This window comes from Brachyspira sp., assembly GCF_029258575.1.
Taxonomy (GTDB): Bacteria; Spirochaetota; Brachyspiria; order Brachyspirales; family Brachyspiraceae; genus Brachyspira.
The window spans coordinates 20,746-34,778 of record NZ_JARHYI010000117.1; the positions used below are offsets into that span (position 1 = coordinate 20,746).

Consider the following 14,033-nt stretch of genomic DNA (forward strand, 5'->3'; position numbering starts at 1 on the left):
ACCTTTATATTTTGTTTCATTATTACATATAAAGGTATAAAAATCAATTGAATTATTTGTATTTTATCTAAAAAATTCAGAGAAAGGATTTTTAAAATTAAATTTAAACTTACTTTTCTCATTCTGTTTTTTATGAGGTATATTTACCTGAGTAGCTTCATCTAAACTCATCATAAGTATACCTATAACAGCAGAATAAGCAGGATTATTTGCTATATCTCTGATACCTTCTATTTTGTCAGGCACACCGATTCTTGCGGTAATAGGAGCAGTACCCTTAACAGCCGTTTGATAAGCTTTAGCAAGCTCAACTAATCCCGGAAGTAAAGCACCTCCTCCAGTAAATACCATTCCTGCAGAAAGTGAATCAATATATTTCATTTTGCTTAATTCTTTTCCGCATAAGCTGAATATTTCTTCTACTCTAGGCTGTATTATTTCTGTCAATACTCTTTTAGGTATTGTACGCATTTGTCCGCTTGCAGTAGGTACTTCTATGATTTCTTTTTCTCCTACCATATCTATGAAAGCAAATCCATGATCTCTTTTTAATTTTTCAGCAGACGGTATGGTTATTCTAAGACCTTCGGCTATATCATTAGTTATATGCTGGCTTCCCACAGGTATAACAGCAGTATGCCAAACTGAACCTTCTAAATATACCATAATTGAAGTAGTTGAATGTCCTATATCAAATACAACAACTCCTAATTCTTTTTCATCTTCTGTAAGGCATGCTTCAGAACTTCCTCTTATATTAACTATAAAATCCTTTCCAGAAAAACGCATTTTATTCAAAGTCTTTTTTAAATGTTCACTTACATGTTTAAGCCCTGTTATTATATGCACTTTAGTTTCAAGTCTAGTTCCAGACATTCCTATAGGATTTTTTATTTCATCTTGTCCGTCTAAAGAATATTCTTGTTCTATAGCTTCTATTATTTCTCTGTCAGCAGGTATTAATATATTTTTCGCACTTTCTAATACTCTTTCTATCTCAACAGGTGTAACTTCTTTATCTTTAGTATTAACTCCTATTACACCTTTACTGTTTAATCCTTTTATATGATCTCCGCCTATAGCTGCAATTATATCAGGAGCCTGCAATCCAGCCATATGTTCAGCTTCATTTATAGATTTTTCTATAGCATTAGCAGCAGCATCTATATTGATAATTACACCTTTTTTAATGCCCTCACTTTCACTTTCGCCTATACCTATAACATCTAATTTATCATTATTAACTCGGGCTATTACAGTTTTTATTGATGCACTTCCAACATCTAATCCTGCTAAAATTGGCTCTTTCAAGGTAAACTCCTAAATAATAATATTATGTTAATATTCTCGGAAAAAATTAAAGTAGTATTAATATTTTTGCATGATTTATATACGATTAAATTATTAAATAAGTTTATAATTATTTATTTTTTATATTATAATATAACCCATTTATCATTTTCATAAGACATTACGAAGGTTTGTCTTGCTTTTGATGTAGTATCTTCCGCTCTGTCGTACACAGAGGAATCAGCATCTATATATGCTTTTTTTCCTTCCAATTTAATATCATAAACTTTTTCTATTTTAGTTTCAAATTCAAAATCTAATGAAGGATCGCTTTGTACATATTCATCAGCATTTTTTATATTTCTGCTTTTTTTCAAAATTTCTTTATAGCTTGAAGAATAGAATCTTTCATAAGCTATGCGAACTGTATCCTGATTATAAGGCATAGAATAAAATTCTTTCAAAGATGATAATGCTAATTTTTTTAATTTTTCTTCATCATATTCTTTTACTTCAATATTTTCTTTGAAATCTTCATCTGCTAAAATAATCTCTATTCTTTTGGCATTATCTGCATTATCATCTTTACTATTGCATGATATAAAAGATAATAGAGTGAATGATATTAATAATATATATTTAAACATTAATTAAAGTCCTTCTAATATAGATTTTCTAGTTTTTTGGGGAGGAACTTCTTCTTTTTCTTTTATTCTAGTTTGAGAAGTAGTTGTAACATTATTCATATCTATATATTTTATAATACTAGGTCTTTCTAATATTATTCTTATATTTCCGTTCTGCCAAGCTACAGTATTAGCATTCAAAAAAGAACCTTTTGTATATTTTGCATTTAAAGCAGAAAGCAATTCTAAGAAATCAACCTGATTAGGCTGAAAGTTTATAGTTATAGAATATAAGACATCATTTTTAAATATAAAATATCCACTTTTATAGAATTTATTTTCTTCTAAAGCAAGAAATGTTGCACTTTCTTCTGCATTCAAATCAACAGTACCAGTCATATACTGCTTTGGAAGAGTCATAGTATTATCACTTAATATAGCATTTATAGTATCTTCTCTTGTAGCACCTAATGTGATATTTTTGAAACCTGTTATAGGAGTATTTATCACAGCGGGCTTTCTTCCCATTATAGCATCATTAGTTATATATTCATTATTATTTTGATTATTGTCCTCTGTCTGTGTGTTATTATTATTTGGAACATAAGCATCATTAGTTGCATATTGAGGAAATAAATAATATCCAAATAAAAACATCAAAATAAATATATATTTTTTCATTTTTTATTCCTAATTCTTGTTTAAAATATAAATACAATCTTACTATATAGTTTCGGATATATTTTTATTTTCAAATAGTAAAATTATTTTAATATTACAAGTTTATGGTATATTAAATTTGACATTATGTAAATAAATACTATAATTAAAAATTATTTGTTTTCATTAAAAATTTGAAAAAATTATGAAATATATTATATTTTAAATATGTGTGGGGTTTTAGATAATATGAGTGATAATAGATACAATAGGGTTACAATAGTATGTGGGCATTATGGATCAGGAAAAACTACTTTTTCTATCAACTATAGTATATACATTAGAAAATTTGCATCTAAAGATATTTATATTGCCGATTTAGATGTTGTAAATCCATATTTCAGATCAAGAGAACATTCTAAATATTTAGAAGATAAAAATATAAAAGTAATAGGAAGTTATTTACCTCAATCAGGTTCTGATATACCAGCTGTATCTGCAGAAGTTTATTCTATTTTCAATAGAAAAGATATTATAGGAATAGTTGATATGGGAGGCAATTCCACAGGCAGTTTATCTTTTGCGACTTTTCGTGAGAATGTAGATGTAAATGAAACCGATGTTTTTTTTATTATGAATGCAGGCAGAAATGAAAATTCTACTTTTGAATTGGCTTTGGGACATTTATTAGATATAGAAGCAACACTTGGATTAAAAATTACTGCTATAATAAATAATACTCATTTGATGGATTATACTAGTTTAGAAGATATAGAAAAAGGAGAAAAAATCGCTAGTGAATTATCAAAAGAGAAAAATATACCTATAAAATTTACTTGTGTGAATAGTAAATTTTATAATAAAAATTCTAAAATGCATAGTCAATATGATTTGTTTTTAATTGATTATGATATAAAAAGTATAGGAAATATTATATAATTGATTTATGAATTATAGCGATGTGAGATTATATGAGATAGCCTCTATGTTATCGCCTAGTGTATATGAAACTATGTTTTATAGCCAGTATCAGGGACGTTCTGATAAAGATGCTATTATTTTGGATGATGAAACTTTTGAAAGGTATTATATATCAGATAATGTTTATAAGAATTTTTTATTTTCAAATTCTGTAAGACTTGGAAAAAGTGTTGATTATATAGGTGTTAATCAAATGTATAGCTCTGTGATAGAGGATATGGAAATAAGAAAAAATGATATTGTTATGAAATTAAATGATACTGCTTTGACTAATTTGGCAAACAGCTTAATAAAAATAAAATCTATAAATGTTCAGTTAGAGCCTTTCTATATAACTTTTATCTTTAAAGGTATAAATTACTATTCTAATAATTCTTTAGATGAAAATGAAAAATTAATACCTATAGATGAAAGTCCTATTAATACTATATATTGTCAGGATCAATTAGTTTTTGTTAATGATAAACATATAGATATGGTTATATCCACTCAATGCTCTAATACTAATAAATTAAAATACATTATTATAAATTGTAATCATATTGAAGTTATAGAATCGGCTAAAGATGTATGGAAGAATACTTTTAAAAATGATTTTTCTATGCTTTATGAATATTTTGTAAATATTAGAAAATCTAATAATTTAATAATAGAATGGAGTGTATATAAGAATATAATAACTGGATATGAAAAGTTTATGTCTGATTTTATAGATTTAGATGATTGTTAAGTTTATTATATATTTTATAATTGCATTATTATATATGAAAGATATTAAAAATTTGCTTATACATTCTCCTAATTGGCTTGGTGATATAATTATGTCTATGCCTACCATTTATCTTATAAAAGAAAAATATAAGGATATTAAAATTACTGCAATGGTAAAAAAATCTATGATGGGTATTTTTACAGTTAGTGATTTGGTTGATGATTGTATAGAATTAAAAAATTTTCCAAGTTTAAGAAAATATAATTTTGATGCGGCTTTGATTTTCCCTAATTCATTTGAAAGTGCATTTAGAATATTCGGTCATGGTATAAAAACTCGTATAGGGTATAAGGCCGATTATAGAAGTTTTATGCTTACTGATGCTGTAAATAGAAAAGAAGTAAGATGGATACATACATCTGATTATTATGTTAATTTACTTAAGACTCTTGATATAAATGAACAAAGACCTAATTTTACTCTTAAAATAAAAGATGAGATATTAAATAAAGCAAAAGAATATTTAAAAACTGTAAATCCTGATAATAAAAAGATATTTGCATACGGAATAGGTGCTACAAATAGTTTTGGTAAGATTTGGAAAGAGGAAAATTTTGCTGAAGTTGCTAACTATTTATCAAATAAATATGATGCTTTAACATTATTCGTTACAACCACTAATGAGAAAGAAATATCTGATAAAATATCTGCGATGCTATTAAAAGAACCTATAATACCTTATATGTCTTTGGACATGATAGCGGCAATTTTGAGTTTATGTGATGGTTTTATAGGCAATGATTCAGGTGCTATGCATGTGGCATCTATAGTTGGTATACCTACTTTGGCATTATATTTTGCTACACCTGCATGGCAAAATTATCCTATAGGCATTAATAGTTATGTAATAGAAAAAAAACCAGATAATCCTGCCTGTATATGTGGCGGAAAAAAATGCAAATTAGAAACTTTTGAGTGTAGGTATATTATAAGTTCAAAAGAGGTTATAAATAAATTTGAAGGGATTATTGATGGATTATGATGTTAGTTTAGTTATAGTGGCATACAATGAAGAAAAATATTTACCTATATTACTTAATTGTATAAAATCTCAGAAAACTAATTTGAAAATCGAAATTATATTGATAGATGACTATTCTACAGATAGAACATTAGAAATAGCAAAATCTTATGAAGATGTTAGAATTATTCATAATGATAGGAAATCAGATGTTCAGTATATGAGAAATACAGGACTTAAAGAAGCTTTGGGAAAAGTTATTATATTTTTTGATACAGATGTAGCAATATCTGATAATTTTGTAGAAAATATGGTAAGACCTATAATTGATGGCAGAACAGATACAACATTATGTAAAACTTATGCTGTATTAGAGGCTTTTTATGATGTACTTCCTGAAAAATATTCTAAAAGTTATGTTAAGTTTATAAGGCATTGCCCTAGATTTATGATGAAACGTTTTCCTGTTCAATTTATTCCATGGATAGGAAGATGGTTCAAAATGATGAAAGATAAAAAAGGATTTGTTAGTATATGGAATGTACCAAATAGAGCTCATACTACAGGCATAGCTACAAAAACAGAAATTGCAAGAAAATCTGGTGGATGGAAAGTAGGAATAGATGACTGTAATGATGCTCAATATTCAAATGATATATGCGATGCTAGTAATAAAGTTTTGTGGGTAGGTAAGTGTATATTATTTATTTCAAGAAGAAGGGTTTTCCCTACTGATAATGGCTGGATAACAGATATATTATTTAAGCCAATTAAGAAATTGTATTAAAGATAAAATCAAAAAGAAAAATGATAATGATTATACTCAACATATAAGATAATATATTATTTATATAATAATTCTTTAAATAAGAGTATACTTCTATTAACTGCAGAATCGATATTATAATATTTATAATCTCCTAACCTTCCTAAAAAATTTAAATTATCTATATATTTTGATTTATTAATATATTTTTGATATAATTCATTTGATTTTTTATTATTAACTGTATAATATATTTCATTTTTTTCAATGTCTTATAGTATAATTTTTAAATATATTTTCGTATATATATTCATATAAAAATTTTATATCATTATTATTTTTCATACTCCAACTATTAAATATTTATTCATAAATTAATCCTCAAATTGTTTTATCTTATATGAAATTTACTTCTGTTTTGTTTTCCATTTATTAAAGTATTTTTTATCCAAGAACTATTATCATTCATAGGTATCCATCTTCTCTCTTCCACCCTGTAATGCCAGTCCTTATCTTCCTGATAATATATTTGTATACTGCTACCCTCATGTATATTTAGTATTTCATTGTCATGATAATTAATTTCATCATAATCAGTGCATGATTTCTGTCCCATCTCTGAGTAGTATTCATTTAATGACATCAAAGATTCATTTAATTTATCATCCATTTCTTTTACATTTAGACCTAATTTTTTAGCTTCTCTTATAGTAATAGGGTAATTATGTGAAGGATATGCAGAATTAAGTGAATTTGATATATTATCTATTAATTTTTGATCATTCATATGATATGATAATATATCCTTACATAACTTTATAGAAAGACTAGATGCTCTATCAACTGCTCCCAATACTAAAGGATGTATATATTTGTATATATGTTCATAAGGATTATTGTCATTATCTTTAGACTGCTCTTTCCATAACTTTATAACCCTTGCTAATTCATCTTGACTTACATAAACAAGACTATTGTCTTTATTCACAGGGGATAATTCATGCTGTAAAGAAGTATCTACTGCTGTTATGAATGCTAAAGGTCCCATTTGTATTTCATCAGCACCTAAACATAGCATAGTTGCCGCACTTGCAGCTTCTAAAGGTAATAATGCCACAACCTTTTTGCAGGATTGTCTAAGCAAATGAACTATTCTTAAAGAAGCCTGTCCATTTCCTCCTGCACTTTTTATGAAAAAGTATATTTTATCACATTTTCCTATATGTTTCAGTATATCAGAAAGTACAACAACATCATTTTGACATACACTTCCGCCATTTGAATTCCAATATGCAAGCAAAGGAGCATCGAGCTGTTTTGTAATTTTACCAATGATTTCCTGAGTTTTTGAAAATAGTATAGGCGGTTTTATAGTTTTAGTTTGTGATTTTTTATCTGTCATAGACATATCCCTTTTTTAATTTACATAATTACATTTTTTTAATAGATTTTACATTATTAATAGATAATGTCAAATATTGGTTTATTTTTTTGATTAAATTTGCTTGACAAATTAAGAAATTTAGTGTATAAAAGTTATATTATTATGCTTATTAATTAGTACAAGGAGTGCAATAAATTATGAAAAAGTTATTCGTAGTATTAACTTCCATTTTTATCGCTGCATCTGCTTACGGTTTAACAAACTCAACTTTGATTGATTTTGCTTTAACAGGTAATGCTGATAACTTACAAGCTGGAGAAGGTGATACAAATGAATTAGTTCCAGTTGCAGAAAATCTTTATAATGATAACTGGGTAGTATGGTTGAATGAATCTGCTAGATTAACAGAGAATCGCAGAAATTCTTATGTTACTAATGTAGACAGTAAAGGTAACAATGGTGCTTGGGAAGCAGGTAAAGTTCTTGGTATAAGAGTACATTTCCCATTAGCAGCTTGGAACAGTTATGCTTTAGTAAAACCAGTATATGAACTTGAAATGTATGGCGGTGCTGACGGCACTAAATATACAGAAGGTAAAGGTGTTATACATAATATTGGCGAAATCAAATCTATTAGTTCTTGGGTTTATGGCCGCAACTATTTAGTTAGCTACTTTGTAAACTTACAGAATGAATTCGGTGAATTAAAGTCTTATCCTATGGGTAATATTTACTTCAATGGTTGGAGACAAGTAAAATGGGAAAACAGAGAGTACTTACCTAATGTTCGCGACAGAGTATTAGTAAGAGAGCCTCTTTATCCTAGAATGATTCCTTCTGTTAAATTAGATTCTTTAGGTTTCTATAGAACTAAAGATACTCATGGTGGAGATTTCATCACTTATGTTAAAGATGTAACAATTGAGTATGATGTAGTAGTTGTTGATCCTGAAGGGGATATCGATGATGAAGGTACTTGGCAGATCTTAAAAACAGAAAACGATAGAAAACAAGCTATCGAATCTGCTAGAATACGTGAACAAGCTGAGTTAATAGATCTTGAACAGAGACGTATCGGTGATGGTACTGCTACTGGTGATCAAGGCACTGCTGCTACTGGTGATCAAGGTGCTACTGCTCAAGAGCAAGCTCAATAATAGTTAGTTTTGGTAATTAAAAAAGCTAATTAATAAATTAAGAGGAAGCTGTTAAAGTTTCCTCTTTTTTATTTGTATTTTTTATCATTTTAGAATATAATTTATAAAAATATAAAATAAAGGAGTTATTTATGAGATTAATGAAAGAACCTTTGATTAATAAAGATGATACTTTATATATTTGTATTGATGAACAGGCTAAATTGGTGCCTGCTGTATGTGATGTTGATGAAGTTATAAAAAATACAAATATGCTTTTTAGAGTTGCTGATATGCATGATATACCTGTTTTAATTACAGAGCAATACCCTAAAGGGCTTGGTGGCACTGATGAAAGATTAAAATTTCCTAAAAATTATAAATTATTTGCAAAAGATTATTTCAGTATATTTGGTACAGAAGATTTTGTGAATGAATTTAATTCTATTAATAAAAAAAATATTGTAGTTTTTGGTATAGAGACACATGTTTGTGTATATTATAGTGTTGTACATTTACTTGATAATGGTTATAATGTATATGTTGTGGCAGATGCTTGTGCTTCAAGAACTAAAGAAAATAAGAATATAGCTTTGGAAAATATGAGAAAACTTGGAGCTAATATTGTAAGTACAGAAATGATAGTATTTGGTCATATAGAAAATTGTAAGGTTTCTTGTTTCAAAGATGTTAGTAAATTATTGAAAGATAATTAATATATATTAAAATATGGGGGATAAAAATGGCTAGAAAAAAACTTATTGCTGGTAACTGGAAAATGAATAATTCTAATAAAGAAGCTTTGGAATTGGTTAACAGTTTAAAAGATTTAGTCAAAGATGTAAAAGATAGAGATATTATGATAGCTCCTACATTTACTTGTTTAAGTGATGTTCATAATGTTATTAAAGGTACTAATATTAAATTAGGTGCACAGAATTTATATTTTGAAGAGAAGGGGGCTTTCACAGGACAGATTTCAGCTGATATGCTTTTAGCTGTTGGATGTGAATATGTTATTATAGGACACTCTGAATGCAGAGATATATTCGGGGAAAAAGATGAATTTATTAATAAAAAAGTAAAAAGGGCATTGGATAAAAATCTTATACCTATTTTATGTGTAGGCGAGCATTTGGAAGAGAGAGAAAAAGGAATTACTTCTGATATAGTTAGTGGTCAAACTAAAGAAGCATTTAAAGGTTTAACTGAATCTGAAGCTAAAAAAGTTGTTATAGCTTATGAACCTGTTTGGGCAATAGGTACAGGTAAAACAGCTACACCTCAAGATGCTGATGATGTTCATAAAACTATTAGAGAAACTTTGAAATCACTTTACAATGACAGTGTTGCTGATGGTATGATTATACTTTACGGCGGAAGTGTTAATGAAAAAAATGCTGATGATTTACTTAATATGCCTAATATAGATGGTGCTTTAGTTGGTGGTGCATCTTTAGTTGCTGATAAATTTGCAAGAATAGTTAATTATGTAGCTAAATAATATAAATTATTCAATAATTATAAGGGTAATGCTTTGCAGTGTTACCCTTGTTTTATTTTTTTATTAAATATATAATATTATTATATTTTATTAAATAATTGGAAGAGCATAATAATTTGAAAGTTTATAAATGTTTTTGTATATTAATATTTGTTTTTTACAGTAGTATTTTATTTTCTCAATCTCCAAAAATTTCTTATAAAAATTTTTATATTTGTAATGGCAATATAGGAGAATCTGAAATATACATGTATTTGTATGTATATGGGAACAATGTTAGTGGTAAGTATTATTATAAAGATATAAATCAGTTTATATATATAAAGGGTACTCTCATTCAAAATGAATTATCTCTTGAAGAGAGAGTCAATAATCGTATAACTGGATATTTTCATGGATATCTTTCAGAGGATTTAGTTTTTTCTGGTGAATGGTCTTCTTATGACGGTAATAATAAATATAATTTTAAATTTGCAAATGATAAAAGATATCCTATAAATAATTTAGAAATAATAACTTCATCATTGGAAGAAGATTTTGATAATAAGAAATTTGAATCTAGTAAAGATGCTATTATAATAAAAAATGAAAAAAGCCTTAATAATTTAGATAGAATTTCATTAGATGTTGATGGGGCTAAATCTTTAAATAAAGAAAGAATGGAATTTCTTCTTAATAATTCTGTTATGGAAGAGTATCATAGTTGGAAAACTTCATCATATAGTGAAGATGATTTTTATATGAAAAAGGAGATTAATGTTTCATATTTAGATGATAAAATAATATCTTTTTCTATATATAATTATTCTTATGCTGGAGGAATTCATGGCATATACAATTCTTCATCTTATATATATTTGATTTCAAGGGGTGAGAGAATAGGGAATAATTTATCCGAACTTATAGAAAATAAAAATGATATAGAATTAATTAATCTTATGAGAAAGAAATTACTTAGAAACTATACAGATAAAGATTTCTTTGATTTTTATTCTATAGAGTTAAGCAATGTTTTTGATATTACACCTTCAGGTATAAAATTTATATGGCCTTTATATAAAATAGCAGGATATGCTCAAGGTATTATAGAGATTGATTTTACATATTTAGAACTCAAGCCATTTATAAAAAAAGATTCTAAATTTTTGTACTTATTTGATAAATAATGATTATATGATGCAGAGGTTTATTTTATGAATGATAATGATATACATCCAATAATGAAAGAGCTTATTAAGGTTACTAAGGAAATGCCTATGCCTGTTGTAACTGAAATAAAAATACTAACCAATAGAGATGCTTATAAAATTTTAATATCTACAATGCTTTCTCTTAGAACTAAAGATCCTACTACTAGAGATGCTTCTATGAGATTATTTGAAAAAGCAGGTAATCCTAAAGATATGCTTAAACTCACTGAAGAGGAAATAGAAAAGTTAATATATCCTGTAGGATTTTATAAAGTTAAAGCAAAAAATATATTGGAAGTATCTCAGATGATAATAGATGATTTTGGCGGAAATGTACCTGATGAGATTGATGAGCTTTTGAAACTTAAAGGAGTTGGAAGAAAGGTTGCTAATTTAGTTGTAACTGAAGCATTTGATAAAGATGGCATATGTGTTGATACTCATGTTCATAGGATATCAAATAGATTCGGATATGTTAGTACTAAAACTCCAGAAGAAACTGAATTTGCATTGAGAGATAAACTACCCAAAGAATATTGGAGAGTTTACAATGACACTTTAGTTGTTTACGGACAGAATCTTTGTAAACCTATTTCGCCTTTATGTTCAAAATGCACTGTATCACAGTATTGCGATTATTTTAAAAATGAATATAAAGAAAAAAAGTCTTCCAAAAAAAATAAATTATAGTTGTTTTTTATTTGTATTTTTCAATAGAAAATCTGTTTGAGATATTATTACACCTAATAATATAAAAATTATTCCTATAATAGCGAATATGGTTATATTTTCATTTAATACTATTTTAGATATTATTAAAGTTATTATTGGAATGAAATATATATAAGTATTATTTTTAACAGCTCCGAGTATTCTAGTTGAATATGCCCAAGTGATGAAGCATAATGTACATGCTATGAAAGATAGAAATAAAAAGTTAATCAAGTTTATTGGTTTTATATAGTTATTTATATTTATATTAAAACCTGTAAAAAACATTATAGGCAACATAAATATTATACCATACATAAATGTTTTTTTTGTTATTAATATAGAATTATGTCCCAAATCTGATATTTTTTTTACCAATACAGAATATATACCCCACATAACTGCAGCAAGTAATGCGAACATATCACCTATTGGGCTTATTTTTAATATAAATTTACCATTAAAAGTTATTATTGCAATTCCTATTATTGCGAATATAAAGCCTATAAAAAAATTAGGTTTTAATTTTTCTTTTATTAAGAAATAGGCAAATATACCAGTAAATAAAGGACCAATTGCCACTAAAATACCTACATTTGAAGCTAGTGAATAATTTAAAGCTATATTTTCAAATAAGTAATAAAGTGTAATACCACTTAAACCTGTAATAGCAAAAAGTATTTCTTCTTTTTTACTATATATTTTATTGTTTTTAGGATATATTATAAACAATAAAATAAGTCCAAATAAGAATCTTGTAAAGAGTATTTCTATAGGAGAAAAATCTGTTAATAATATTTTTGTTGAAATGAAAGTAATGCCCCACATTAATATACTAAAAAATGTACATGCATATGCTTTTATTTTTTGATTGTTTTTTCCATTTTTCATTTTCTAATTATTTAGAAGAATCCTTTACAACATTTTTTATATATTCCTCATCTTCTATAACATTGATAGAATTTTTATTATTTGTTTCTTTTTTATTTTTATCCGCACAGGATAGTAATAACATGATTAATGTCATCAAACAATATATTTTTCTAACCATTTATATGTCCGTAAAAAGTTTATATTATATAAACAGTATAATGTTTAAAAATATAAAAAATAATTACTTTATTATTAAAATAGTTTGACAAAATATATAAATATAATATTATTAACATAATATTATTGTTTTTTTAATTAACTAAAGGAATATAAGATGAAAAGAATTTCAATGTATTTTATTATTTTTATGCTATTGTTGTTTATTATATCATGCTCTAAAAAGCCTTATAGTAATATTAATATAGAAAAAGCATTAGAACTAATGGATAAATCTACAAATTTAGTTTTATTGGATGTAAGAACTGAAGATGAGTATATGTCTGGAAGTGTTCCTAATTCTATTAATATTGATGTACTTAATACAGATTTCAAAAGTAAAATAGATATTCTCGATAAGAATAAAGATTATATAATTTATTGCAGAAGTGGAAACAGATCAACTATAGCATCGAGTATAATGTCTAGTAATGGTTTTTTGAATGTTTATAATTTGGCTAATATTAATTATTCTGATTTTGTAAATGCTGTATTGACTAATGAAAATTAATTTTTGTCGTATATGAAATAATAAAATAATATTAACAAGCAAGGAAAATAAATCCTTGCTTCATTATTTTATATTAATTTATTATGATGCTTTTATTTCTTTTATAGCTTTTTGTATATTATCATGTATTTTTACTTTTTTATGAGCTTCTAAAGATTTAAAAGACCATTTTGCATATTCATTTAAACCTGTAATTATTATATTTCCTCCTCTAAACTCTAAAACCTTTTGAACTTCCATAATTAAATATATAGCATTTGATATTATATATTTAGTATTGTTTCTAAAATGTATAATAATATTTTTGGCATAATTTTCTAAAAGCCTATTGAATATATTATAAAGTTCATCGTATATACTTAAATTAACATCTCTTTCTATAACCAATATTATATTTTTATTTACATAGTATTCTCTTATATTTCCAATTTTCATAAATCAACCCCTTTAAA

The 14,033-nt window shown here is 26.2% G+C and carries 18 protein-coding genes; 10 read left to right on the plus strand and 8 right to left on the minus strand.

Translation table 11 applies throughout. The annotated features are described in order from the left end of the window. Nucleotides 1-63: 63 nt before the first annotated feature. The 3 genes from ftsA to Q1J76_RS08890 all read right to left on the minus strand — a co-directional run bounded on the left by ftsA (nucleotide 64) and on the right by Q1J76_RS08890 (nucleotide 2,597). Nucleotides 64-1,311 (minus strand): cell division protein FtsA, encoded by a 1,248-nt coding sequence (gene ftsA, locus Q1J76_RS08880; RefSeq protein ID WP_300369728.1) that lies wholly within the window; start codon nucleotides 1,309-1,311, stop codon nucleotides 64-66. A 125-nt stretch (nucleotides 1,312-1,436) separates the two neighbouring features. Continuing rightward, complete coding sequence (locus Q1J76_RS08885; protein WP_300369729.1) at nucleotides 1,437-1,937, minus strand: hypothetical protein; 501 nt, start codon at nucleotides 1,935-1,937, stop codon at nucleotides 1,437-1,439. Between the two features lie 3 nt (nucleotides 1,938-1,940). Continuing rightward, a complete protein-coding gene (locus Q1J76_RS08890; protein ID WP_300369730.1) occupies nucleotides 1,941-2,597 on the minus strand; it encodes a hypothetical protein in 657 nt (218 codons plus the stop codon). Between the two features lie 228 nt (nucleotides 2,598-2,825). On the opposite strand from Q1J76_RS08890, the gene Q1J76_RS08895 reads away from it, so the two are divergent. From Q1J76_RS08895 to Q1J76_RS08910, 4 genes are read left to right on the plus strand one after another with little or no spacing between them, the layout of a single operon-like run. After that, a complete protein-coding gene (locus Q1J76_RS08895) occupies nucleotides 2,826-3,515 on the plus strand; it encodes an ATP/GTP-binding protein (RefSeq protein WP_300369731.1) in 690 nt (229 codons plus the stop codon). Between the two features lie 7 nt (nucleotides 3,516-3,522). After that, nucleotides 3,523-4,287, plus strand: coding sequence for a hypothetical protein (locus Q1J76_RS08900; protein WP_300369732.1), 765 nt, complete (start codon nucleotides 3,523-3,525; stop codon nucleotides 4,285-4,287). 34 nt (nucleotides 4,288-4,321) lie between these two features. Then, nucleotides 4,322-5,311, plus strand: coding sequence for a glycosyltransferase family 9 protein (locus tag Q1J76_RS08905; protein WP_300369733.1), 990 nt, complete (start codon nucleotides 4,322-4,324; stop codon nucleotides 5,309-5,311). Then, complete coding sequence (locus Q1J76_RS08910; protein WP_300369734.1) at nucleotides 5,301-6,077, plus strand: glycosyltransferase family 2 protein; 777 nt, start codon at nucleotides 5,301-5,303, stop codon at nucleotides 6,075-6,077. Before Q1J76_RS08905 ends, Q1J76_RS08910 begins: the two co-directional genes overlap by 11 nt. Nucleotides 6,078-6,133: 56 nt before the next feature. On the opposite strand, the gene Q1J76_RS12535 is transcribed toward Q1J76_RS08910, so the two are convergent. Beyond that, the gene (locus tag Q1J76_RS12535; RefSeq protein WP_367182118.1) at nucleotides 6,134-6,325 is read right to left on the minus strand and encodes a UDP-galactopyranose mutase; all 192 of its coding nucleotides are present in this window, start codon (nucleotides 6,323-6,325) and stop codon (nucleotides 6,134-6,136) included. 122 nt (nucleotides 6,326-6,447) lie between these two features. Next, nucleotides 6,448-7,458, minus strand: coding sequence for an SDH family Clp fold serine proteinase (locus tag Q1J76_RS08915; RefSeq protein WP_300369735.1), 1,011 nt, complete (start codon nucleotides 7,456-7,458; stop codon nucleotides 6,448-6,450). A 179-nt stretch (nucleotides 7,459-7,637) separates the two neighbouring features. Between Q1J76_RS08915 and Q1J76_RS08920 the strand changes: the two genes are divergently transcribed. The 5 genes from Q1J76_RS08920 to Q1J76_RS08940 all read left to right on the plus strand — a co-directional run bounded on the left by Q1J76_RS08920 (nucleotide 7,638) and on the right by Q1J76_RS08940 (nucleotide 11,960). After that, entirely contained in the window at nucleotides 7,638-8,597 is a 960-nt protein-coding gene (locus tag Q1J76_RS08920) for a flagellar filament outer layer protein FlaA (RefSeq protein WP_300369736.1), read from the plus strand. A gap of 131 nt (nucleotides 8,598-8,728) precedes the next feature. Then, nucleotides 8,729-9,292, plus strand: a complete 564-nt coding sequence (locus Q1J76_RS08925; protein WP_300369737.1) for an isochorismatase family protein — start codon at nucleotides 8,729-8,731, stop codon at nucleotides 9,290-9,292. A gap of 26 nt (nucleotides 9,293-9,318) precedes the next feature. Continuing rightward, on the plus strand, nucleotides 9,319-10,080 hold the full coding sequence (gene tpiA / locus Q1J76_RS08930; protein WP_300369738.1) for a triose-phosphate isomerase: 762 nt from the start codon (nucleotides 9,319-9,321) through the stop codon (nucleotides 10,078-10,080). A 248-nt stretch (nucleotides 10,081-10,328) separates the two neighbouring features. Beyond that, nucleotides 10,329-11,246: a DUF3298 domain-containing protein gene (locus Q1J76_RS08935; protein ID WP_300369739.1), complete on the plus strand. Its 918-nt coding sequence runs from the start codon at nucleotides 10,329-10,331 to the stop codon at nucleotides 11,244-11,246. 27 nt (nucleotides 11,247-11,273) lie between these two features. Beyond that, nucleotides 11,274-11,960 carry an endonuclease III domain-containing protein gene (locus Q1J76_RS08940; protein WP_300369740.1) on the plus strand — a complete coding sequence of 229 codons (687 nt, stop codon included), beginning with the start codon at nucleotides 11,274-11,276 and terminating at the stop codon, nucleotides 11,958-11,960. Here the strand turns inward: Q1J76_RS08940 and Q1J76_RS08945 are convergent. Both Q1J76_RS08945 and Q1J76_RS08950 read right to left on the minus strand, forming a co-directional pair. After that, a complete protein-coding gene (locus Q1J76_RS08945) occupies nucleotides 11,955-12,872 on the minus strand; it encodes a DMT family transporter (RefSeq protein ID WP_300369741.1) in 918 nt (305 codons plus the stop codon). The two genes, Q1J76_RS08940 and Q1J76_RS08945, sit on opposite strands and share 6 nt — an antisense overlap. Before the next feature lie 7 nt (nucleotides 12,873-12,879). Beyond that, nucleotides 12,880-13,032 (minus strand): hypothetical protein, encoded by a 153-nt coding sequence (locus Q1J76_RS08950; RefSeq protein ID WP_300369742.1) that lies wholly within the window; start codon nucleotides 13,030-13,032, stop codon nucleotides 12,880-12,882. A 156-nt stretch (nucleotides 13,033-13,188) separates the two neighbouring features. On the opposite strand from Q1J76_RS08950, the gene Q1J76_RS08955 reads away from it, so the two are divergent. Next, nucleotides 13,189-13,581 carry a rhodanese-like domain-containing protein gene (locus Q1J76_RS08955; protein WP_300369743.1) on the plus strand — a complete coding sequence of 131 codons (393 nt, stop codon included), beginning with the start codon at nucleotides 13,189-13,191 and terminating at the stop codon, nucleotides 13,579-13,581. Nucleotides 13,582-13,662: 81 nt separating this feature from the next. Here the strand turns inward: Q1J76_RS08955 and Q1J76_RS08960 are convergent, their stop codons facing one another. After that, the gene (locus Q1J76_RS08960) at nucleotides 13,663-14,016 is read right to left on the minus strand and encodes an STAS domain-containing protein (RefSeq protein ID WP_300369744.1); all 354 of its coding nucleotides are present in this window, start codon (nucleotides 14,014-14,016) and stop codon (nucleotides 13,663-13,665) included. Between the last annotated feature and the right edge of the window lie 17 nt (nucleotides 14,017-14,033).